The sequence below is a fragment of the Streptomyces sp. NPDC040545 genome, from assembly GCF_055595065.1.
The window spans coordinates 68606-90386 of record NZ_JBVIWA010000001.1 but is presented as its reverse complement, the minus strand read 5'-3'; the positions used below and the strand labels follow the sequence as shown (position 1 = coordinate 90386).

Annotated in this window: 17 protein-coding genes and 1 pseudogene; 8 read left to right on the top strand and 10 right to left on the bottom strand. The window is 72.1% G+C overall.

Annotation, left to right across the window (positions count from 1 at the left end):
* Window positions 1-95: 95 nt before the first annotated feature.
* Complete coding sequence (locus ACZ573_RS00445; RefSeq protein WP_471297381.1) at window positions 96-959, bottom strand: menaquinone biosynthetic enzyme MqnA/MqnD family protein; 864 nt, start codon at window positions 957-959, stop codon at window positions 96-98.
* 237 nt (window positions 960-1196) lie between these two features.
* Here ACZ573_RS00445 and ACZ573_RS00440 point away from each other — a divergent pair, with 237 nt between their 5' ends.
* The gene (locus ACZ573_RS00440) at window positions 1197-1400 is read left to right on the top strand and encodes a cold-shock protein (RefSeq protein ID WP_030012116.1); all 204 of its coding nucleotides are present in this window, start codon (window positions 1197-1199) and stop codon (window positions 1398-1400) included.
* A 181-nt stretch (window positions 1401-1581) separates the two neighbouring features.
* Here ACZ573_RS00440 and ACZ573_RS00435 read toward each other — a convergent pair whose 3' ends face one another.
* Window positions 1582-3291 carry a lytic transglycosylase domain-containing protein gene (locus tag ACZ573_RS00435; protein ID WP_471297379.1) on the bottom strand — a complete coding sequence of 570 codons (1710 nt, stop codon included), beginning with the start codon at window positions 3289-3291 and terminating at the stop codon, window positions 1582-1584.
* Between the two features lie 1435 nt (window positions 3292-4726).
* Window positions 4727-6454, bottom strand: coding sequence for an AMP-dependent synthetase/ligase (locus ACZ573_RS00430; RefSeq protein ID WP_471297377.1), 1728 nt, complete (start codon window positions 6452-6454; stop codon window positions 4727-4729).
* Window positions 6455-6603: 149 nt separating this feature from the next.
* Between ACZ573_RS00430 and ACZ573_RS00425 the strand changes: the two genes are divergently transcribed.
* Together ACZ573_RS00425 and ACZ573_RS00420 are read left to right on the top strand one after the other, a co-directional pair.
* Window positions 6604-7662, top strand: coding sequence for an AraC family transcriptional regulator (locus ACZ573_RS00425; protein ID WP_471297375.1), 1059 nt, complete (start codon window positions 6604-6606; stop codon window positions 7660-7662).
* An 89-nt stretch (window positions 7663-7751) separates the two neighbouring features.
* Window positions 7752-8930, top strand: a complete 1179-nt coding sequence (locus tag ACZ573_RS00420) for a lipase family protein (RefSeq protein ID WP_471297373.1) — start codon at window positions 7752-7754, stop codon at window positions 8928-8930.
* Between the two features lie 49 nt (window positions 8931-8979).
* Here ACZ573_RS00420 and ACZ573_RS00415 read toward each other — a convergent pair whose 3' ends face one another.
* From ACZ573_RS00415 to ACZ573_RS00405, 3 genes are all read right to left on the bottom strand, one after another.
* Window positions 8980-10608 carry an alpha/beta hydrolase gene (locus ACZ573_RS00415; RefSeq protein ID WP_471297372.1) on the bottom strand — a complete coding sequence of 543 codons (1629 nt, stop codon included), beginning with the start codon at window positions 10606-10608 and terminating at the stop codon, window positions 8980-8982.
* Between the two features lie 100 nt (window positions 10609-10708).
* Complete coding sequence (locus tag ACZ573_RS00410) at window positions 10709-12580, bottom strand: AMP-dependent synthetase/ligase (protein ID WP_471298978.1); 1872 nt, start codon at window positions 12578-12580, stop codon at window positions 10709-10711.
* 97 nt (window positions 12581-12677) lie between these two features.
* The gene (locus tag ACZ573_RS00405) at window positions 12678-13592 is read right to left on the bottom strand and encodes an NAD(P)H-binding protein (RefSeq protein ID WP_471297370.1); all 915 of its coding nucleotides are present in this window, start codon (window positions 13590-13592) and stop codon (window positions 12678-12680) included.
* Between the two features lie 86 nt (window positions 13593-13678).
* Here ACZ573_RS00405 and ACZ573_RS00400 point away from each other — a divergent pair.
* A pseudogene (locus ACZ573_RS00400) lies at window positions 13679-14348 on the top strand (AraC family transcriptional regulator).
* Window positions 14349-14492: 144 nt separating this feature from the next.
* On the top strand, window positions 14493-15341 hold the full coding sequence (locus ACZ573_RS00395) for a DUF4190 domain-containing protein (RefSeq protein WP_471297368.1): 849 nt from the start codon (window positions 14493-14495) through the stop codon (window positions 15339-15341).
* Between the two features lie 28 nt (window positions 15342-15369).
* Here ACZ573_RS00395 and ACZ573_RS00390 read toward each other — a convergent pair whose 3' ends face one another.
* The 4 genes from ACZ573_RS00390 to ACZ573_RS00375 form a co-directional block, all read right to left on the bottom strand.
* Entirely contained in the window at window positions 15370-16227 is an 858-nt protein-coding gene (locus ACZ573_RS00390) for a helix-turn-helix domain-containing protein (protein ID WP_471297367.1), read from the bottom strand.
* A 422-nt stretch (window positions 16228-16649) separates the two neighbouring features.
* Window positions 16650-17465 (bottom strand): hypothetical protein, encoded by an 816-nt coding sequence (locus tag ACZ573_RS00385; protein ID WP_471297365.1) that lies wholly within the window; start codon window positions 17463-17465, stop codon window positions 16650-16652.
* An 83-nt stretch (window positions 17466-17548) separates the two neighbouring features.
* Entirely contained in the window at window positions 17549-18502 is a 954-nt protein-coding gene (locus tag ACZ573_RS00380; protein WP_471297363.1) for a hypothetical protein, read from the bottom strand.
* The gene (locus ACZ573_RS00375; protein ID WP_471297361.1) at window positions 18499-19209 is read right to left on the bottom strand and encodes an ABC transporter ATP-binding protein; all 711 of its coding nucleotides are present in this window, start codon (window positions 19207-19209) and stop codon (window positions 18499-18501) included. Before ACZ573_RS00375 ends, ACZ573_RS00380 begins: the two co-directional genes overlap by 4 nt.
* A gap of 407 nt (window positions 19210-19616) precedes the next feature.
* On the opposite strand from ACZ573_RS00375, the gene ACZ573_RS00370 reads away from it, so the two are divergent.
* Genes ACZ573_RS00370 through ACZ573_RS00360 form a run of 3 tightly spaced genes read left to right on the top strand, consistent with a single transcriptional unit; the run spans window position 19617 to window position 21777 of the window.
* Window positions 19617-20060: a hypothetical protein gene (locus tag ACZ573_RS00370; protein WP_471297359.1), complete on the top strand. Its 444-nt coding sequence runs from the start codon at window positions 19617-19619 to the stop codon at window positions 20058-20060.
* Window positions 20057-21460 carry a hypothetical protein gene (locus ACZ573_RS00365; RefSeq protein ID WP_471297357.1) on the top strand — a complete coding sequence of 468 codons (1404 nt, stop codon included), beginning with the start codon at window positions 20057-20059 and terminating at the stop codon, window positions 21458-21460. The genes ACZ573_RS00370 and ACZ573_RS00365 overlap by 4 nt, the downstream gene beginning before the upstream one ends.
* Window positions 21457-21777 (top strand): hypothetical protein, encoded by a 321-nt coding sequence (locus ACZ573_RS00360; protein ID WP_471297355.1) that lies wholly within the window; start codon window positions 21457-21459, stop codon window positions 21775-21777. The genes ACZ573_RS00365 and ACZ573_RS00360 overlap by 4 nt, the downstream gene beginning before the upstream one ends.
* Window positions 21778-21781 lie beyond the last annotated feature (4 nt).

Sequence of the window (21781 nt, the reverse complement as noted above, 5' to 3'; positions counted from 1 at the left end):
TCCGCCCCAGGGCGGGAAATGCAAAAAGGGCGGGAATTCCCGGTAAACCTCACATGCGCCCGTCCGCCCTTCGGACTACCGCCGGGTAAACCCGGTCAGCACTCCTGGACCACCGCGCTCAGCAGCTCCACGGAGACATCCGCGGGATACCCGGTCGTCGATCCCGTACGGCGTGCGAATTCACGTACGCCGGCCAGCTGTTCGGGACCGAAGCGGAAGTCGAGCGTCGTGAAGTACCGCTCCAGCAGCTCCGCGTCGAAGGCCTCCCAGCGGGCCGCCTGCTCGGCGACCTTGGTGACCTCTTCCAGGGAGACGTCCCGGGAGGAGAGGAAGGCCTCGTGGACCTCCCGCACGACGGCGGGCTCGCGGGCGAGGTAGTCCTTGCGGGCGGCCCAGACGGCGAAGACGAACGGCAGCCCGGTCCACTCCTTCCACATGTGCCCGAGGTCGTGCACGGTCAGCCCGAGCCGGGGCGCGTCGTGCAGGGAGGCCCGCAGCGCGGCGTCCCCGATCAGTACGGCCGCATCCGCCTCCTGCATCATCACGCTCAGGTCGGGCGGGCAGGTGTAGTAGTCGGGCCGTACGCCGTACTGCTCGGAAAGCAGCAGCTGGGCGAGGCGTACGGACGTACGGGAGGTGGAGCCGAGTGCGACGCGGGCTCCGTCGAGCTGCTCCAGGGGGACCTGCGAGACGATCACGCAGGACATCACCGGACCGTCGCAGCCGACGGCGATGTCGGGGAAGGCGACGAGCTGGTCGGCGTTGCGGAGGAACTCCACGAGGGTGATCGGGGCGATGTCCAGGTCCCCCTGGACGAGGCGCTCACTGAGTTTCTCGGGGGAGTCCTTGGTCAGCTCCAGGTCCAGCAGAGTGCCGGTTCTGGCCAGCCCCCAGTAGAGGGGCAGGCAGTTCAGGAACTGAATGTGGCCGACGCGGGGCCGGCTGCGATAGACGTCCACATCGCGAGACTAGCCCCCGGGTCTGCGTCAGCCTTGCGGCGGGTCTCAAACGTCCGAGTGACGTGATCTTTCCCTCTGGTCTCGGCCGCAGGGTGCGTGCTAGGCTCGACGCAAGTTGCAGTTTGGTTTCCCTTGCAGTACGAGGCCTGCGGAGAATGTGACCCGCAGGCTTTTGTAGTTTTCAGACTTCTTAGCAGGTTCTGGAGCAGGGCGACCCTTTGGCCCATAGGAGGGCTCATGGCTACCGGAACCGTGAAGTGGTTCAACGCTGAAAAGGGCTTCGGCTTCATCGCCCAGGACGGCGGCGGCCCGGATGTCTTCGTCCACTACTCCGCGATCAACGCCTCTGGCTTCCGCTCCCTCGAGGAGAACCAGACGGTGAACTTCGACGTCACGCAGGGTCCGAAGGGCCCGCAGGCGGAGAACGTCACCCCGGCCTAGTCGCCTGGGCCAACCTAAATCGCGGGTTGGAAAAGCAGTACCCAAGGAGCCCTGTCCCCTCTGCGCGAGCAGATCCGGCAGGGCTCCTGCCTTTCCCCCCTCCCCCTGGGCGGGGCGGGGGAGCAATGCCAGTGGCCCCCGGCACCATGGGAACGGTGCCGGGGGCCACTGGCGTACGGTCTCAGGGGCGGGCCGGCTCCTTCGCGGGAACCGGGGCCGGGTCCGGGGTCGGGGTCGTGGCCGGAGCCGTGACCTTGAGCTCCAGGACCAGGGTCACCTTCTCCTTGGTCGTCAGGCGCACGAAGTAGGTGCCCGGGGCCACGTCCGTGGTGAACAGCTCCGGCAGGACGATCTTGCCGTCGGCGCCCGTCCTGGCCAGCAGCCGGCCCAGGACCGGCTTGCCGGACTCGTCCTTGAAGAACGGGCCCTTCGCGGTCTCCGGGTCCGCCGGGACCCACTTGCCGTCCGCGTCCTTCACGACCAGTTCGGCCACGGCCTCGGTACCGGCGACGGCCTTCCCGGCGGCGGTAGCGAAGACCTCCACCCCGGTGAAGCTCTTGCCGGCGACCGCCTCCAGCGGCTTCGCATCACCCGCACGGGCCAGCCGGTCCGCGACCGTCACCGTGACCTTGCCCTCGAATTTCACGGTGAACCGGCCATGCGGGTCGTAGGCCGAGGCCCGCAGCGTGAAGGTGCCGGCCTTGGGACCCGCCTTCAGCCCGGGCGCGGCGGCGATGCCGTCGGCGCCCGCCTTGACCACCAGGGAGTCCGCCGTCCCGAAGAGGGTGCCTCCGGTGGTGTCTGCTTCGACCGCGAAGACCACCTCCTGGTTGACGGCGGGCTTGCCGTCGCTGAGGAGCACCTTGACCTGCGGGATCTCCGCGAAGGCCGCACCGGCCTCGGCCCTGAGGCCGGGACCGCCGAGGACCGTCAGCTCCGCCAGGCGCGGGGTGGCCGGCTTCGGCTGCTCCGGCGTCGGAGTCGGGGTGGGGGTCGGCTTGGGGGTGGGGGTGGGGGCGGGGGTCGGCTTCGGTGTCGGCGTGGGCGTCACCGGATTCGACGGCGTGACCGGCACGCGCGGGGTGGGCAGGGTGCCCGGCGGCTGCGTGGGGTAGTCCCCGACCGGCGGGTTCGGCACCTCGCCGACGCCACCGGCCTGGTACTGGCGCATGTAGCCGAGCACGGTGTTCACGTACTCGCGGGAGTTGTTGTAGCTGAGGATCGCCTGGTCGAGCTTGGCCGCGTTCGACAGGTCGCGGTCGCCCGCGCACAGGTAGAGACCCGCGCCCAGGGCCGCGTCGTAGATGTTGTTCGGGTCGCGCTTGGAGTCGCCGTTGCCGTCGGCACCCCAGGTGCGCCATGTGGACGGGATGAACTGCATCGGGCCGACGGCCCGGTCGTAGACCGCGTCCGCGTCCCACTCACCCTTGTCCGTGTCGCGGATCTCGGCGAAGCCGTTGCCGTCGAGGCGGGGGCCGCGGATGGGCTTCTCGGTGTAGCCGTCCGCCTTGAGCCCGTAGCCCGAGGCGTGGACGGACTCCACCCGGCCGATGCCCGCGAGCAGCTGCCAGGGCAGCTTGCAGCCCGGGAGGGCGGCACCCACCGACAACTCGGCACGGTGATAGGCGTCGAGGGCGGTCGCGGGTATCCCGCTGGCCGCCTCCGGCGCGCCCACCCCGGTGGGCGGCGGGTCGGCGACGATGTCAGGCAGATCCAGCCGGGCGTCACCGCGGTCGGCGGCCTGCGGACTGTCCGGCGTGGGCTCGGACTCTCCCGCGTCGGCGGTCGACGGACTGGTCACGACCGCGGCGGTGGTCAGGCTGGCCGCGAGCGCGGCCGTGCACAGGACCTTGCGCGAGGTGTTGACGAGGTGGCGGTGAAGCGGCTTCACAGTGCGGCGATCCCCCCAAGGAGCCGTCAATTGCATGTGGCTGGTCGAGCCGTGAATATCCACTGTCTATCAGGTATTCGCCGCCGACTCGCCGTCCCTCCGGGAGATGTGACGCACCATTCGTCTCGGCTTCACCCGGGTCTCATGGCCGATTGGACAGACGCCCGAACCCCACGCCCGAATCACCCCGATGACAGCCCTTTTCTACCACCTCCCGCCGACCGGGTCCGAGACCGGAGGCGGCCACGGAATCCGTCACGGCCGGGTACGGCGCCCCGGGAACCGCCGATGCTGTGACCCAAGTCACATGACGCCCCAGACCCTGGGCGAGGCCGATCTGACGTGGAACACCACCGCGCCGGGCGGGGCGTGGGCTTCGGGGGGCGGGAGCTGCCCGACCGGAATCAGGGATGCGTATGGGGGTTTCCCGTCAGTCTCATCGTCTCTCCGTGTCGGGCCGGTCCCTCAAGGGCGCTCCTCCTTCGTCGTCGCGTCGCTGCGCGATGGCCTTCGGCCACCCTTGACCGACCGTCCCGCCCCGGACATACGAAGACTGCCGGGAAACCCCCAAAGGAACGGGCCGGGCACTCAAGGATCAGGACGGGGCGGTCAGAGACGCGCGAGGAGATCCCGGCCGGCACGACCGAGAGACGGGGCCCATGGCAGCCGGCTGCCGTGTCGGGGGAAGCGCGTCCAATCGCTACGTGCTCCTGACGTCTTGGCGCCCGACGACCGTCCTGGGCTGGGCAGAGGCCGCCTCAGATCGCTACGCGCTTCTCCACGACCGCGACCGACGGCCGTCAGGGGCTGAATGCTCGCTATTCCGTCGTGGAGCCGGGTCAACGCGAGCATCACCCCACAAGTCCATGCCGAAACAGGGATAATTGGGGCAAACGGTCGACTTTTCTGCCCACCCACGTGCCCTGCCCCGCATCCACGACGAAATAGCCGCAGTTTCGCGCTTCTCCGCCACGGACAGCCGGCAGACGCCTCCCATGAGGAGCGCTTGCGGGGTGTGGGCGGCCTATGTCCAGCCCAGGACGGGGTGGAGACGCTGAGAGATGAGGAGCGCGTAGCGATTGGACGCGCTCCCCCGTCCCGGCAGGCCGTTCCTATGGGCCCCGCCTCCTGCTCGCCCCTCACGCCCGACCCGCCCGAAGGTCTCTGATGTGCCCGTCCTGCTCCTGGATCGCCCGGCCCGTTCCTCTGGGGGTTTCCCGGCAGTCTTCGTATGTCCGGGGCGGGTCGGTCGGTCAAGGGTGGCCGAAGGCCATCGCGCAGCGACGCGACGACGAAGGAGGAGCGCCCTTGAGGGACCGGCCCGACACGGAGAGACGATGAGACTGACGGGAAACCCCCATACGCATCCCTGATTCCGATCGAGTGGCTCCCGACTACCGAAGCCCCCGCCTCCGCCCCCGCCCCCGCCCCCGCCTCATTCCCCGTACAGCCCCGCGATCTCCCGCGCGTACCGTTCCGCCACCACGCCCCGGCGGAGTTTCAGGGACGGCGTCAGGGTGCCCGCCTGGGGGGTGAAGTCCTCCGGGAGGATGTGGAAGGCGCGGATGCGGGACGGGCGGGAGACCGTGGCGTTGGCCTCCGTGACCGCCGCCTCGACGAGGGCGTGGACCGCCGGGTGCGTGGTGGGGGTGGGGCCCAGGTCGAGGGTTTCGCGTGCCGCCCAGGCCGTGATCTCCTCCGCGTCCAGGGTGATCAGGGCGACCGCGTACGGGCGGCGGTCTCCGATCAGGACCGCGCGGGAGACGTAGCGGGAGCGCTGGACGGCGAATTCGACCTCCGTGGGGGTGATGTTCTTCCCGGCGGAGGTGATGATCAGCTCCTTCTTGCGACCGGTGATGCGGAGGTAGCCGTCCTCGTCCAGTTCGCCCAGGTCACCCGTGTGGAGCCAGCCCTCGGGGTCCAGCGCCTCGGCGGTCGCGGCCTCGTTCGCGTGGTAGCCCGGGAAGACCATCGCCCCGCGCGCCAGCACCTCGCCGTCTTCCGCGATCCGCACCTCGCAGCCCGCTATCGGGCGGCCCACCGTCCCGTGGCGCACCGCCTCCGGGTGGTTGATGGAGATGACGCCGCCCGACTCCGTCATCCCGTACCCCTCGTACACGGATATCCCGCAGGCCCGCAGGAAGTCCAGCGTCGCCGCGGCGATCGGGGCGCCGCCGGTGAGGGCCCACCGGAGCCGGCCGCCGAAGGCGGCCCGGACCGGCGAGTACAGCGACTTCTCGGCCGCCTCGTGCTGCGCCCGGAGTTCCTCCGGCAGCCGTCCGTCCGCCGCGAGCACGCCCACCCGTACGGCCGCCTCGAAGCGTTCCCGGCCGCCCTCCTGCGACTCCGCGAGCGAGAGCACCACCGAGTGCAGCTTCTCGAACAGCCGCGGTACGGACGGCAGATGGGTCGGGGCGGCCTCGGTCAGCTCCGCGAGCACGTTCTCGATCCGGCCGCCGAAGTAGCACAGCTCTCCGCCCTCGGTGAGGGTCGTGTACTGGATCAGCTGGGCCAGCATGTGCGCGAGCGGGAGGTACAGGTACGTCGAGTCGCCCGGGCCGCCCTTGATCAGCGGGAGGGTGGCGTCCTGGATCGCGCCCAGGTTCCCGTGGGTGAGGCGGCAGCCCTTCGGCGGGCCGGTCGTGCCCGAGGTGTAGACGATCGACGCGTCCGCTGCGGGGGGCACGGCCGCGGCCCGGGCGAGCAGTTCGGCCTCCGCCGCACCGGGCAGGGCCGGCAGTTCGTCCATCAGCACCACCGCCCGCAGCGCGGGCAGTTTCGGCCGCAGCTCCTCGACGCGGGCCGCCTGCGGCCCGTCGTCGCAGACCACGACCACCGCCTCCGAGTCCGCCAGGACCCAGGCGAGCTCCTCCTCCCCCGCCGTCGGGTATACCGGTACGAGGACCGCGCCCGCCGCCAGCAGGCCGAGGTGCGTGTACGTCCACCGGGGCCGGGTCTGCGCCAATACGGCGACCCGCTCTCCGGGGGCCACGCCCAGGCCGAGCAGGGCGCAGCCCACGGCCCGTACCTCCGCGCCGAGTTCCGCGTACGTGCGGGTGTGCCATCCGCCCTCAGGTGACCGGAACCGCAGGGCGGGCCGGGGCCCGTACCGTTCCCCGGTCCACTGGGTGAACACCGCCAGCGTGCTCGGCCGACCGTCCATCGCATGCCCTCCCGCGGGTTGGTGACCTCCGACCCCTCCGACGCTAGGCAGCCGGACCGCCGCCGCGGCATGACCGGAAGCGTCACCCCCGCTGACCCGAGCGCTCATCCGGGGTCCATCCGGAGCCCATCCGGGCTACCGTCGGATCCATGGCGAGGCGGACGGTCACCGTGCACCACGTACGTGCCCTGCTGGCGGGGGCCCGCCGCAGCGGCTTCGACACCGTGCCGCTGCTGCAGGAGGCGCAGATCCCGCCACTGCTGCTGGGCGACGACCGGGCGCGCGTCACGCCCGCCCAGTTCGCCCGGCTCTTCCGGGCGCTGTACCGGACCACGCAGGACGAGTTCCTCACCCTGAGCCAGGTCCCGAGCCGCCCCGGCACCTTCGCGATGATGTGTCACGCCTCGCTCGGCTGCCACGATCTGGGCGGGGCCATGGAGCGCGCCGCCGCCTTCTACGGGCTCTTCCCCGGCGGGCCGGAGCTGGCGCTCGAAGTCGTGGGCGCACAGGCCCGGTTCACCGTCCGCAACGACTTCGCCCGGGACGAGGACCGGTTCCTCACCGAGTGCGTGCTCGCGATCTGGCACCGGCTGAGCAGCTGGCTGGTGGGGCGGCGCATCCCGCTCGCGCACGCCGCCTTCCGCTATCCCCCGCCGCCGCACCGGGAGGAGTACGAGATGCTCTTCGGCTGTCCGGTGCACTTCGGGCAGGACCGTACGGGCGCGGCCTTCGACGCGCGCTGGCTGACCGCTCCGCTCGTGCGGGACGAGGGCGCGCTCGACGCGATGCTCCGCCGCGCCCCCTTCGATCTGCTGTCGCGCCCGGAGTACGGGACCACGGTCGCCGAGCAGGTCCGCCGCACCCTGACGCAGCGGCTGCGCACGTCACCGCGGCTGCCCGCGCTCGGCGAGGTAGCGGCGGGCCTCGCGGTGTCCCCGGCGACGCTGCGGCGCCGGCTCCAGCAGGAGGGGACGTCCTTCCAGCAGCTGAAGGACCATGTGCGGCGGGATGCGGCGATCGCGGGCCTGGCGGAGAGCGCCGAGCCGATCGCGGAGCTCGCGGCGCGGCTGGGGTTCTCGGAGGACACGGCCTTCCACCGCGCCTTCCGCCGCTGGACGGGTACGACGCCGGGGGCCTACCGGATCGCGTCGGGCCCGCGTCCGGAGCCCGTGGCGACCGGGCGTGTGAGGCCGGGTCAGGAAAGCTGAGCTGCACGGTCAGCGACCTTCCTACCGGTCGGTCACTACCTTCGCCTCACCTACCCCCGCACGGAACGATCCCCCTGGGAGAGCCGCCCATGCGTTTCCGAAGCACCCCCCTCGCCACCGTGACCGCCCTGGCCGCACTCGCCGCCTCCGCCGCGATCCCCACGGCCACCGCGAGCGCCGCGAGCTCCGCAGCCGCCGACGCCACCGCCGCCGCCCCGGGCGATGTGGTCAGCAGCGCCCCCTCCGCCTTCCACCCGCTGCCCGGCCAGCCCACCGGCACCAAGGCCTGGAAGATCCACTACCGCTCGACCACCGCCGACGGGGCCCCGAACATCGTCTCGGGCACCGTCATCGTCCCGCAGGACGGCCGCCCCGGCCCGCGCCCGCTGATCACGTACGCCGTCGGCACGGTCGGGATGGGCGACTCCTGCGCGCCGAGCAACAACCTCCCCCACGGCACCGCCATGGAGGCCAACCTCATCCAGCAGCTCACCCTGCGCGGCTGGGCCGTGGTGGTCACCGACTACGAGGGCCTCGGCACCCCCGGCGTCCACACCTACACCGTCGGCCCCTCCGCCGGGCACGCCGTCCTCGACGCGGCGCGCGCCGCCCAGCGGCTGCCCGAGGCGGGGCTGCCGGCCGGCGGCCCGGTCGGCATCATGGGCTACTCCCAGGGCGGCCAGGCCAGCAGCTGGGCCGCCGAGCTGCAGGGCTCGTACGCCCCTGAGCTCCACGTCAAGGGCACGGCGACCGGCGGTGTCCCCGGGGACCTGCTGAAGGTGGCCGAGTTCAACAACGGCTCCTACGGGTCGGGGCTCATCTTCATGGCGGCCGCCGGGCAGGACGCGGCCTTCCCGGAGCTGGACCTGGACTCCTACCTCAACCCGGCGGGCAAGGCCCTGGTCGCCGGGATGAAGGAGAACTGCGTGGCGATCGACTCGATCGCCGGCTCCTTCAAGCGGATCTCCGACCTCACCACGCGCGACCCGCTGGCCCGGCCGGACTGGCAGGCAGCGCTGAACCGCAGCCGGCTCGGGGGGACGGCTCCGGCCGCGCCGGTGTACCAGTACCACGCGCTCGCCGACGAGTTGATCCCGTACGGAGTGGGGCGCCGGCTGCGCTCCGACTGGTGCGCGCGGGGCGCGGACGTCGAGTTCGACACGGTGTGGGTCGGTGAGCACGTCAGCGGCGTGATCACGCACTCCCTGGCGGCCGGGAACTGGCTGGCGGACCGCTTCGCGGGGCGTCCGACGCACGCCAACTGCTGAACGGAGGGGCCGGGTTGCCGCCGGGGCGGGCCGGTCCGGCCCGGCCGGTTCACTCTCCGGCGGGGCAGGACCGCGTCCCGGACGGCAGCCGCCCGTACAGAAGGAAGTCGTCGACGTACTGCGCCACGCAGCGCGAGCTCCCGTAGCCGGTGTGCCCGTCGCCCTTGTGGTCCACGATCACCGCCGAGCCCAGCCTCTCGGCCGTCTCCTCCGTCCACTCGTACGGCGTCGCCGGGTCGCCGCGGGTGCCGACCAGCAGCATCGGCGGTGCCCCGGGGTGGTCGATCTTCCGGATGAAGTCGGTGCCGGGGGGCCGTCCGTAGCAGGTGAGCACGGACAGCAGCTGCGCCACCCCGAACACCTTCGAGACCTGGAGGAACTCCTCCGCCAGTTCGTTGATCTCCTTCTCCAGCGCGGCCGGGGTGGCCTTGTCGATCGACCGGTCCGGGTCGTCGGCGCAGGTCACGGCGGCGAGGGCGGCAGCGAGGTTGTCGGCGGGCACCGGGTCGGATCCGTCGGCCTCCCCCGGGGCGGTCGGGTCCGGCGGGGCGGTCGGCTCCGGCGGAGGGGTCGGCTCCGGCGACTCCGTCAGGCCGACCAGGGCCAGCAGCCCGGCCGGATCGTGATCGCGCTCGGCCTGCGCCAGCGCCTTGGCGAGCGCGGGCCACGTGCTGCGCGAGTACAGGGCCTGCCCGATCGCGAGGGTGGCGATCAGGCCGCTCACCGGTATGCCGTCGTGGCCGACCAGCGGCTCCGTGTCGAGCCGCTCCACCAGGGCGGCCACCTTCTCCTTGGCGGTACGGGTGTTCGTCCCGTAGACGCAGTCGGTCTGATGGGCGCACCAGGTCAGGAAGTTGTCCAGGGCCTGCTGCTGGCCGCGGGCCGATACCAGCGCCTGCTCGGTCAGCGATTCGGTGAGGGTGTCGACGCCGTCCAGGACCATGCGGCCGGTGGCACGCGGGAACAGGGCGGCGTACACGGCACCGAGCCGGCTCCCGTAGGAGAAGCCGAGGAAGTTGAGCTTCTCGTCCCCGAGGACGCGGCGCGTCACGTCCAGGTCGCGGGCGACGTCGACGGTCCCCATGTGCGCGAGGACCGGGCCGGAGTTGACCTCGCAGCGCTTGACCTCGTCCCGCAGGGTGGCCAGCGCCGCGGCCATGTCGGCGTTCGGGTCCGCTTCGGCCTGCCGGACGCCGCCGCAGGAGACCGGGTCGCTGTGGCCCACGCCGCGGGGGTCGAAGCCGATCAGGTCGTAGCGTTCGCCGAGGTCGGCGAAGAGCTTGGGATCGGCGGCGAGGCCGGCCAGGCCCGGGGCGCCGGGGCCGCCGAAGTTGATCAGGAGCGAGCCGATGCGCCGGTCCGGGTCGGTGGCCGGGATCCGGCCCAGGGCCACTTCGACCGTGCCCTTGCCCGGGGCCGCGTAGTCGAGCGGGACCTCCACGACGGCGCACCGCATCTCGGCGGGGACGGGTTTCTCGGGGCAGTCGCCCCAGCGGACGTGCTGGGCGTGGAATCGCGCCAGGGGGTCGTCGCCCCCGGTGGGCGCGGGGCTGGGCGTGGGACTGGGCGCTGGCGCAGAGGTGGGCGTGGGCGCCGGGGCCGCCCCCAGCGAGGCCAGGAGCATCGCTCCGGCGGCCACGCCCCCGGCTATGGTCCTACGGACTCGGGAACGGTGCACTGCGCCCTCCTCGGGCGGCCCCCCGGACCCATCTGCCCACCATAGACCCGCTCCGCGGTCCCCGCCGCCCGGCGCGGGCCGGGGCGCTGCGGCCCGCCGCTCAGGCGTCCCGCGGCCCCCGGTACAGCTCCTGGATCCGGTCCGCGTGGTCCCGGGCGATCGCGCCCCGCCTGAGCTTCAGCGACGGGGTCAGATGCCCGCGCGCCTCGGTGAAATCGCCCGGCAGGACGGCGAAGCGTCGGATCGACTCGGCCCGTGAGACCAGCTGGTTCGCCTCGTCCACCGCCCGCTGGAGGTCCGCCCGCAGTTCCTCGTCCCGGACCAGCTCGCGCATCGGCATGTTCTGCTTCTTGTGCATCTGGCGCCAGTGCTGCAGCCCGTCGGGTTCCAGGGTGATCAGCGCGGTGATGTACGGCCGGTTGTCGCCGATCACCATGCACTGGCCGACCAGCGGATGGGCCCGCAGCCAGTCCTCCAGCGGTGCCGGGGCCACGTTCTTGCCGCCCGAGGTGATGATCAGGTCCTTCTTGCGGCCGGTGATGGTGAGGTACCCGTCGGCGTCGAGCTCGCCGATGTCGCCGGTGGCCAGCCAGCTCCCGTACGGGGCCGCGTGCGCGGCGTTCCAGTAGCCGGCGAAGACGTGGCGGCCGCCCAACAGCACCTCCCCGTCGTCCGCGATCCGTACGGCCGTGCCCGGAAGCGGCCAGCCGACCGTGCCGAGGCGGGGCCGCAGCGGCGGGGTCACGGTGCTCGCGCCGGTGGTCTCCGTCAGCCCGTAGCCCTCGAAGACCTCGATGCCGGCGCCGGTGTAGAAGGCGGCGAGCCGCCGGCCCAGGGGTGATCCGCCGCTCAGGACGTAGCGGACGCGGCCGCCGAGCGCGGCCCGGATGCGCCGGTAGACGAGCGGGTCGTAGACGGACCGGGCGAGGCGCAGCCCGGGCCCGGGGTTCCTGGCCTCGGCGGTCTCGGCGAAGCGCTGCGCGATGCGGGCCGCCCGGTCGAAGGAGGAGGCCCGGCCCATCTTCTCGGCGGTGGCCCGGGCGGTGTTGTAGACCTTCTCCAGTACGTAGGGGATGGCCAGGAGGAAGGTGGGCCGGAAGCCGGCGAGGTCTGCGAGGAGGTCCTCGGTACTAATGCTGGGCGCGTGCCCGAGCTTGACGCGGGCCCGCATGCAGCCGACGGCGACCATCCGCCCGAAGACGTGGCTGAGCGGCAGGAACAGCAGGGTGGAGGCGGGGTCCTTGCTGACGGACTTGAAGACGGGGTGCAGCAGCTCCACCGCGTTGTCGACCTGGGCGAAGAAGTTGGCGTGGGTGATCACGCATCCCTTGGGCTGCCCGGTGGTGCCGGAGGTGTAGATGAGCGTGGCGACGGAGTCCGGGGTGCGGGCGGCCCGCCGGTTGTGGACCACGGCGTCGGGGATGCGTTCCCCGGCCTTGACCAGCCGGGCCACCGCGCCGGTGTCGAATTCCCACAGGTGGGTCAGCCAGGGCAGGTTGCCGCGTTCGGCGCTGATGAGCCGGGCCTGCGCGGTGTCCTCGACGGCGCAGGCCACGGCCCCGGAGTCCTGGATGATCCAGCGCGCCTGGAGGGCGGAGGAGGTCGGGTAGATCGGTACGGTGACCAGGCCCGCGGCCCAGCCGGCGAAGTCGAGCAGGGTCCACTCGTAGGTCGTACGGGCCATGATGGCGAGCCGGTCGCCCTCCCGGAGCCCTTCGGCGATCAGGCCCTTGGCCACGGCGAGCACCTCGGCCGCGAACTGCGCGGCAGGGACGTCGTGCCAGACGCCGTCCTGGTCCTTGCGGGCGAGCACCGCCTCCCCGGGAGCCTCCCAGGCGTTGACGAAGGGGAGGTCCCCGAGGGATCCGCGCTCCGGAGGGCCCGCCAGTGCGGGCACCCGTACCTCGCGGACCACTCCGTCGATCACGGTCTTGACGGGTTCGACCGGTTCTACGGCCCGGACCGGCCTCAGCTCGGCTCCCACGGCGCACTCCTTGGCTCGGCACGAGTGTTACCGCCGGTAATTTACGTAGCGGTAACCCACTCCGACCAGCCCTTGGAGCCGTTCTTCACGGACGCTCCACGCGACCGCCACCGCCATTGCCGCCGCCCCACACCCCGGACACGGCGGTGGCCCGCACGTAGTCGGCGAAGTCACGGGGTTCCCTGCCGAGCACCCGCTGCACACCGTCGGCGAGGGTGGCGAAGCGGCCCTCGGCGATCCAGCCGTAGAGCAGGTTCAGCAGGCCGACGAACTCCTCCGGCACGCCCTGCCCCATGGCGTAGGCGGCGAACTCGTCCGCCGGGAGCGGACGGTAGGTGATCACCCGGCCGGTGGCCCGGGCGATCTCGCCGACCACGGAGTCCAGGCTCAGCAGCCGCGGTCCCGACAGCTCGTAGGCCTGCCCGCCGTGCCCCTCCCGGGTGAGGGCGGCCACGGCGACCTCGGCGATGTCCTCGGCATCGATGAACGGCTCGACGCCGTCCCCGGCCGACATCACGAGCTCACCGCCCTGGACCTGACCCCCGATGAACGGGTCCTCGCTGAAGTTCTGGAAGAACCAGGACGGCTTGAGGATGGTCCACTGCGCGCCGGACTCGCGGACCGCCCGCTCGCAGGGGAGCTTCTCCTCGCCCTCCGGCACCACCCAGTCGCGGGCGGACAGCAGCACCAGCCGCTCGACACCGGAGGCGACGGCCAGCTTGGTGAAGGAGCGCATCGACTCGGCGGCGTCGGGGAGCTGCGAGTCGACCAGATAGGCCGCGCCGGCCCCCTCCAGCGTGCGCTCCCAGGTGTTCTCGTCGGTCCAGTCGAAGGCGACCGGCCCCTTCCGGGAGGCGCCCCGGACCTCGTGTCCGCGCCGCCGCAGCTGCGCGGCCACCCGACTTCCCGTCTTGCCGGTGCTGCCCAGGACCAGGATCGGCTTGGCCGTCGCGCCGTTCGCCGTGTTGTTCTGCGTCGTGTTGTTCTTCGTCGTCGTCATGCGACCAGTCAATCCGGCGGAGCCCGGACGGAAAATGGTCGTCCCGCTCAGATACATGTCCGAGCGTCCAGCTAGGCTTCGACCGCATGGATGCGCTCGCGAGCCTGCTGTACGAAGTACGTTCCGACGGCGCCCTGTTCAGCCGGAACATCCTCGCCCCGCCGTGGTCGATCCGCATCGCCGACCCGACACCGGTCGCGCTGGCCACCATGCTGCGCGGCACGGGCTGGATCGTCCCCGGCGGCGGCGAGGAGCCCGTCGCGCTCGGCGAGGGCGACGTGGCCATCGTGACGGGGGCGCGGCCGTTCACCCTCGCGGACAGCGCCGACGGGGACGTGCGGACCCCGCCGCTGTGGGTGGTGCACGGGCCCGGATCCGCCCGGCTGGTACCGGGCGCTCGGCGACCCCGTCACGGGCCGGGCGCTGCGGCTGATCCACGACCGGCCCGAACGGCCGTGGACGGTGGCGGACCTCGCCGAGGAGGCCGGGGTCTCGCGGGCGACGTTCGCGCGCCGCTTCGGCGAGCTGGTCGGCAGGCCGCCGATGGCCTACCTGACCGACTGGCGCCTGGCCCTGGCGGCCGATCTGCTGGTGCGCACCGAGGACACGGTGGAGGCGATCGCCCACCAGGTGGGCTACCGCAGCGCGTTCGGCCTGAGCGCGGCCTTCCAGCGCGTCCACGGAACCCGCCCCGGCCGGCACCGCGCGACGGCCGCCGCCCGACGGGCCGGTCATGAGGGCGGGATGACGGGATGACGGAGGGGCGGGCGGCCCCTGGGCTGTCGGTGGCGGGAGGTAGCGTAGGGGCGGCGTAAAGACCACGGGCAGGCATGCGTCGGTGCGTTGCGACTGCCGGACCGTTTGATGCGTCTCACCCTTTGAGCAAGGAGCTCCACACGCATGTCCATACCACCGCAGCCTCCGTCGTCCCCCGGCCCGTACGGACAGCCCGGACCGTACGGACAGCCGGGCCAGCCCGGCCCCCCGCCGTACGGCGCCGGACCGCAGGGCTGGTACCCGCCGCAGCAGCAGCAGAAGACCAACACGCTGGCCATCGTCGGGTTCGTCATGTCGATCGTGTGCGGGATCCCGCTGGTCCCGATCATCCTCGGCATCATCGCCCTCTCGCAGATCAAGTCCCGCGGTGAGAAGGGCAAGGGCTTCGCCATCGCGGCGATCGTCATCCACAGCCTGGTCATCGTGTTCTACGGGACCTTCGTGATCCTCGGCCTCACCGGAGCACTGGACGACGACGGCCCGAAGCGCGACTCCACCGGCCAGGTCACCGGCCCGTTCTCCGGCGGCCCGGCCACCACCGCCCCGGCCACCAAAGGCCCGGCCACCAAAGGCCCGGCCTCCAGCGGCCTGACCGAGATCCGCAAGGGCGACTGCTTCAACACGAAGGACGATCTGGCCCAGTACGGCGACGAGGGCGGCACCCAGGCCGCCCGCTCGGTGAGCATCGTGCCCTGCACCCAGCCGCACAAGGGCGAGGCGTACGCGGTCTTCAACCTGGACGCCGGAACGTACCCGGGCACGGAGAAGGTCACCAAGAGCGCCGAGGAGAAGTGCAGCGGCACCGCGCTCACCTCGTACGTGGGCGACAACCCCAAGGTCTCGGAGAAGCTGGAGATCTACTACTACTACCCGCAGGCCGCCAGCTGGCTCCTCGGCGACCGCGAAGTCACCTGCTTCGTGGGCGACCCCGGCGGCCCGACCACCGGCTCGGTCCGCGCCGCCGGTTCCTGACCGTCACGGCCCCGCCGGGCGGACCCGCTCACGCCGCCGCGCTCTCCTCCGGCGGGCAGCCCCGGCAGCGGCCGGGACGGGGGGCGCGGAAGGCGCGGTCGCAGCCGCTGCAGTTCTGCAGCGGGTCCGGCCGTCTGGCGTCCCGGACCACCGGGGCCGCCGGGGCCGGGGGCAGGTGCGGTGGGAGCAGCTCGGTGAGCCGGTACGCGAGTACGGACGCGGGGCGCCGCATCCGCTCGGGAAGGTCTGCGGACAGGGCCCGCGCGACCACCTCGGGGGTGACCCCGCGCTCCAGCCAGGCCGATACGTCGGGCGCGAGCTGCCGTACGTCGCGCTCGGAGAGCAGGAGCCGCGGGTCGTAGCGCCTCAGCCCGGCGAGCAGTTCGACCGCACCGGGGCGCACGCGCCGGGCAGGCGCCGGAGCGACGGCTTCCGGCGTGGGCGTCGGCTCCGGTACGGGCCCGGATGCGGGCTCGGGCGTCGGCTCCGGCGTGGGCGTGGGCGTCGGCTCCGGTACGGGCCCGGATGCGGGCTCGGGCGTCGGCTCCGGTACGGGTTCCCGGGCCGGCGGGGGCGTCGGCGGAGGCGGGGGCGGCTCTGCCGAGGTGGCTCCCGGCTTGTTGTACGAGTACGTCCGGGTCACCACCCGCCCGTTCGCCAGCTGGTCGGCCCGCCGCTCCAGGTAGCCGTGCCGCTCCAGCTCCCGCAGGGCGGAGCCGATCCGGATCTCCCCCTCCGGGAAGCGTGCGGCCAGCGCCTTGATGCCGACCGGTGTCCCCTCCGGCAGCGACTGGATGTGCGCCGCGATCCCGATCGCCGTCGCCGACAGCTCCCGGTGCTGGAGGAGGTGGTTGCCGACCACGGTGTAGTGACTGGTGTGCCGCACGTTGACGTGGATGACACCGGATCGGGGGGTCGCGGAGGGAACGGCGGGCGAGAGGCGCGAGGGCGCGCTAGGGTTCTCAGGAGCCATGGGGAAGCTGCTTACTTCCTGCGATGGTCAGGCCCTCGGCCGGGATTCGCCGTCCCGTCGGGGGCCGTCTCGTATCTGCGGTTGTCGGAGCGAGCATATGCCAGCCAACCCGTATGAAATCCAGTCCAGTTGGCGCGATTCACCCGACCGAGCGACGCGGCCCCGTCGGCCGGGGTGGGGTGGGGTCGGTTGGTCTTTTCCCCCGGTTCTTTGGGTCTTTATGCGTCTGAGCACGCCGGATCGCGGGCCCCCGCGACACGGTCCGGGGACCTTCTCCCCGACATCGCCCCGGGCCGCGTCGCGGACCCTCGCTACCCGGCCGGAGCAGCCGGAAGTCAGTCGATGGGGCGGAGCACGCGCTCCGAGCGGAGCAGGAGTTGGGCGAGGAAGGCGGCGGCCGCGGCGAAGCCGGCCACCAGGGCCGCGGCGACCGCCGGTGAGGGTTCCGGTGTCGCCTGGACCCAGAAGTAGAGGCGGTACTGGGCCTCGCCCGGCAGGGACATCAGACTGGCGATCCACGCGTGGGGGACGAGCGGGCCGACCGGCAGGAGCAGCAGCGGGGCGGTCACGAGCCAGGGGCCGATGCCCAGCGCCAGGGCTCCGATGGAGTTGCGCAGGAGCGCCGCGGCGCACCACCCGAGCGAGAGGTACAGCGTCTGCGTCAGCAGGGCTCCGCCCGTGGCGGTGAGCGCCTCGGCCCAGCCGGCAGATCCGGCGGCGTCGGCCACGCCGAGGGCGGGCGTACCGGTGTCGAAGGCGGCCGGCGGCCGGGTCGGGGTCGGCCGGAGGGCCGCCATCCCCCGCATGACGATCCACAGGGTCAGGCCGTTCACCAGCTGCACCGCGGCGAGGAACACGGCGGCCGCGCAGAGCCTGCGCGCGTAGAGGACGTGGCTCCGGTTCTCGTACAGCCGGAGCACCCCCCACGTTCCGCTCTCGACGAGCTGGGCCCCTCCGATCGTCACGATCACCGTGGCGAGGAGGAGCCCGCCGAAGGTGGACGACTGCCAGGCCGCGGCACGCAGCGCGGACGCGGGTTCGACGAGGGCCCCCACCGTGGGGTGCTGGGCGCCGAACGCCGCACCGCCCCACCATTTCAGGGCGCCCGCGGCTGCGGTGGCCGCGATCAGCAGGGCGGCGGTCAGGTACACCGGAGGCACCAGGAGGACCCGGAACTCGCCCTTCCAGACGATTGCCTTCCGATACCGCGGGCGCCTTGCCGCGACGGTCGCGCTCACACCAGGTCCCGTGTCCGGGAGCGGTGGTGCAGGAAGGCGCACAGCAGGGCGATGCCCACGAGCGTCGGCACGGCACGCAGCGGGGCGGGGGCCGTCGACGGGTCGGTGGACGTCCACAGGTGGTCCCACACGCTGTCGACCCCGCCGAATCCGACCAGGTCGGAGAGAGCGCCACCGGGCAGCCACGCGCCCACGCCGGGGATCGCGGAGGTCTGCAGCACGAGCAGCAGGAGCACGATGCCCACGAGAGCGGTACGCAGGGGCAGGCGGATGAGTGCCCCGAGCGCCACGGCGGTGACCACGGCGCCCGCCAGGACGGCGGCGCCCGCGAGCAGGACGGTGGCCGTCTCGGCCAGGACCCGGCCGAGCGGTCCGGGAGACGGGAGCGGGAACGCGGAGCGGGTGTAGAGCATGCCGGCGGTCGCCGTCACGGCCGACGAGGCGGCCACCAGGGTGAGCATCCACATCCAGACCGCGACCGCTTTGGCGGTCAGCAGGCGGCCGAGCCGGGCCTCGTGGAGGAGGCGGGCGACGATGCTGCCCCGGCTCCATTCACCCGCGACGAAGAACGCCGCCACCAGGACGGCCAGCACCAGTCCCGGGAGGGATGTCGCGAGCTTCGTGGTCCAGGTCAGAGCGGCCACGGGGTGTTGCGCGTTGGCCGCGCGGCGGCCGTTCGCGGTGAAGGACGCCTCGTAGCGCCGCAGGGTCTTGAGTTCGTAGGGGACGGTCTTGAGGCAGGCGGCCTTCTGCGCGGGAGTGTTCAGGGTCGTCTCGCACCCCTGGGCGACGTCCTCGATGTTGTGGCGGACGTTCGCGAGACTTTCCGAAGCGGAACTCTGGCTGCCGAGAGCGCAGTAGAGGGATCCGAGTGCGAAGAGGACGGCGAGGGTCATCGCCAGGGGGTGGCGGCACAGCCGGCGGTATTCCCCGAGGATCAAGGGTCTCATCGGGCACCTCCGCCGCGGTGACCGACCAGTCCGAAGAACCAGTCCTCGAAGGCGTCGGGTCCGCGGGCGGGGTCGTAGCCGAGCTGGTCCAGGGTTCCGGCGGCAGCCACTTGGCCGTCCGCCACCATGATCACGCGGTGGCAGGTGCGCTGGATCTCGTCCAGTTGGTGGCTGGAGACCAGGACGGTGGCGCCGCGGGCCGATTCCTCGGCGATGACGCGACGCACCATCCGCAGGCCCTCCGGGTCGAGGCCGTTGGTGGGTTCGTCGAGGATGAGGAGGTCCGGCTTCTTCATGAGGGCCGCGGCGAGAGCGAGCCGCTGCCGCATTCCCTGGGAGTAGGTCCCGACCCGCTTGTCGGCCGCGTGGGTGAGACCCACGCGTTCGAGCACCGCTCGGGTCCGGCCGCCGTCGGGGCGTCCCGCGCTTTCGAGCAGCATGCGCAGGACCGCACGGCCCGTGAGCCAGCGGGGGAAGGACGGCGCGTCGAGCGCGGCACCGATCCGGGCGAGCTGCGCGGGCCGCATCGGCAGCGGCTCGCCGAACAGGCGGATGTCACCGGAGCTGGGCAGCGCGAGCCCGGTGATCAGGCGCATGAGCGTGGTCTTGCCGGCGCCGTTGAGGCCCAGGAGGCCGACGATCTCTCCAGCTTCCAGGCTGAGGCTGACGCCGTCCAGCACGGACTGCTTCCGGAATCTCTTGGTCACATCGCGACAGGAAAGGATGGTCATCGTGGCGCTTCACCTGCTGTAGCCGTACGCCGCACGCGCGGCGGGCGCCGAAGAAGAATCCCGCCCCATCGGCGACGGGACCGGGTGCCCGGTCGGCGGCACGCCATGCTGCTATGAAGATCACCAAAAGGTCAAGGAGCAAGATCGTCACGCCGTGGAGGCACCCCTCCCGTACCTCCATCAGGCTTCCGATCCCGGCCAGTTGATCGCCGAGGGGCCGCTGCAGGCCCACCCTGGCGGTCCGTCGCGGAACCGGAGGGTCCCCTACCGCGTCTCCGGTCCATATCGGCGCCGCGAGGTTCCACAGGCGGAAATCCCCGTATTAGCATGGACATGACCAGCTGATTCTGGCCATGTCCAGTTATCAACTATCCAGGGGATACATGTCGTTCGACGCGGAATGGGCCCAGCACAAGGCCGCCGTCCTCGCACAGCAGTCACCCGTCATGCGCCTCAACCACGCGCCGGCGGACGGCAGCGCGCCGGGGAGCCCCGCCGGGAGCCTGGCGGCCGGGGCCGCCTCCATCAACGGCAACGCCAACCTGCTGATCGAGATCGCCGCCCTCCTCCACGAGGGCCGGCCCGACGGCGACGCCGGCACGATGGCCCGCGCGCCGCGCGCCCACACCGACGTCTCGGCGCAGGTCCTGCGCTTCGCCCAGTTCGCCGACGACCAGTTCAAGGACACGATCGGCCTGTTCGCAGCCCTGGCCACCCGCCTGAAGACGACCGGCACCGACTTCGCCCAGGTGGACGACGGCACCGCCCGCTCCTTCCTCGCGGGCCTCCTCGATTCGGGCCGGTACGTGAAGCCGGAGGCCAAGTGAGCGGGCTCAGCCATCGCAAGGACGTCCAGTTCCTGGAGGAGTGCAATCCGGCGCTGGTCGAGCGCAACGCCGCCGAGTTCAAGCGCCTGCGCGATCTGCTCGTGCAGGCCGAGGAGCCCGCCCGGCGCGCCGAGACCGGTACGGAGTGGCACAGCGAGAACAGCCACACCTACACCTCGCGCCTGTCCGAGGCGCGGCAGCTCGTGCAGCACATCGCCGAGGGGTACGACAAGGCCGCCAGCGCCCTGCACGCGTACGCGGCGGCCCTGACGACCGCCAAGTCCCACTACGCGAACGGCAAGGGCTCCGAACGCAAGCTCGCCGCCCTGATCGCCACGAAGGGCACCGCGGTCACCCGCACGGCCCAGGAGGCGGAGCCGATGTGCCAGTGGGAGGACATGCGGGCGACGACCGGATTCCTCGACGGCCTCGCCGAGCTCACGATGGACGTCGACGACATCCGCGACGAGGCCAACCGCCTCCACGACGACGCGGGCGGCAACTTCCACCTGGCGAAGACCACCGAGCAGGAGGCGCGCAGCTCTTGCGTCCACGCGCTGAAGCAGGCGTACGAGCTGCTGCCCGAGTTCAGGCTGAAGGGCGGTGCGAGCGGGGTCGACCTCTACGCGGCCATGGCCGACATCCGCCGGGAGGCGGCGGAGGCCCGCACCAACCCCCTGACCCATCTGCCGGGCAGTGGCCCGAAGAAGGACATGACCGGCCCGGTGGGGCCGGACACCCCGGTCTCCCCGCAGCTGCGCGACATCCGCACGCGGGTCGCCGGGCTGCCGGGCGATGCCGCCGACAACTACTGGATCCCCCTGGTCACGGACGGCCAGCACGCGGACTGGATCTCCCAGAACAAGGAGGTCCTGCGGGCGGCGGCCAAGAACGCGGGTCTGCCGGAGGAGCTGGTCGCGGGCGTGGCCTGGCAGGAGATCGGCGGATACCAGCCCGGACTGCTGGACGACGTGACCGGCACGATCCGCGAACAGGCCGCCGCCCCGTGGGGCCTGAGCCCCGTCACCCCCGAGAACCTGCCGTGGCGGCTCGGCGGGAAGCTGGACGAGACCTCGTACGGGCCGATCGCCATCCAGCTCCGGCGCGGTGCCGAAGTGCTCGGCTACGACCCGGCGAACCTCACCGACCACCAGCGGACCCTGGTGGAGGAGGCGCTCCAGGACCCCAAGCAGAATGCCTTCATAGCGGCCGGCTTCCTGGCCCAGATCAAGGCGGAGAGCGGTCTCGCCGACGTCCCGGCCGATCAGATGACGGAGGCCCAGATGCGGGAGATCGCCGCCCGCTACAACGGAGGTCCCTACTGGGATCTCCCCAAGGCCCAGGGCTACGGTGACCGGTTCGTCGGGAACCTCGCCCAAGCGAAGGACGCAATGCGATGACGTACCCCCGCGAGAGCATCGACCTGCCCCAGGACCAGGGCTGCCTGCGGTGGGTACTGGGCGTTCCGCTCGGGATCATCCACCTGCTGAACGCCGCCGCCGTGTTCGGGGCCCTGTTCGCCGGGCCCCAGGGCGAGTGGGACGACCAGGGCTACGAGAACGTCGGCGCGCTGTGCCTGGTCTCCGTGTCCCTCAGCGTGCTGGGCCTGCTCATCACCGTGATACCGAGCGTGCGCCGGGCCATGGGCCCGTGGTGGCTCGCCCCGCCCCTCCTCCTCGGGCTGACCGCGTTCATCCGCGGCGCGACGCTCGGCTGAGGCA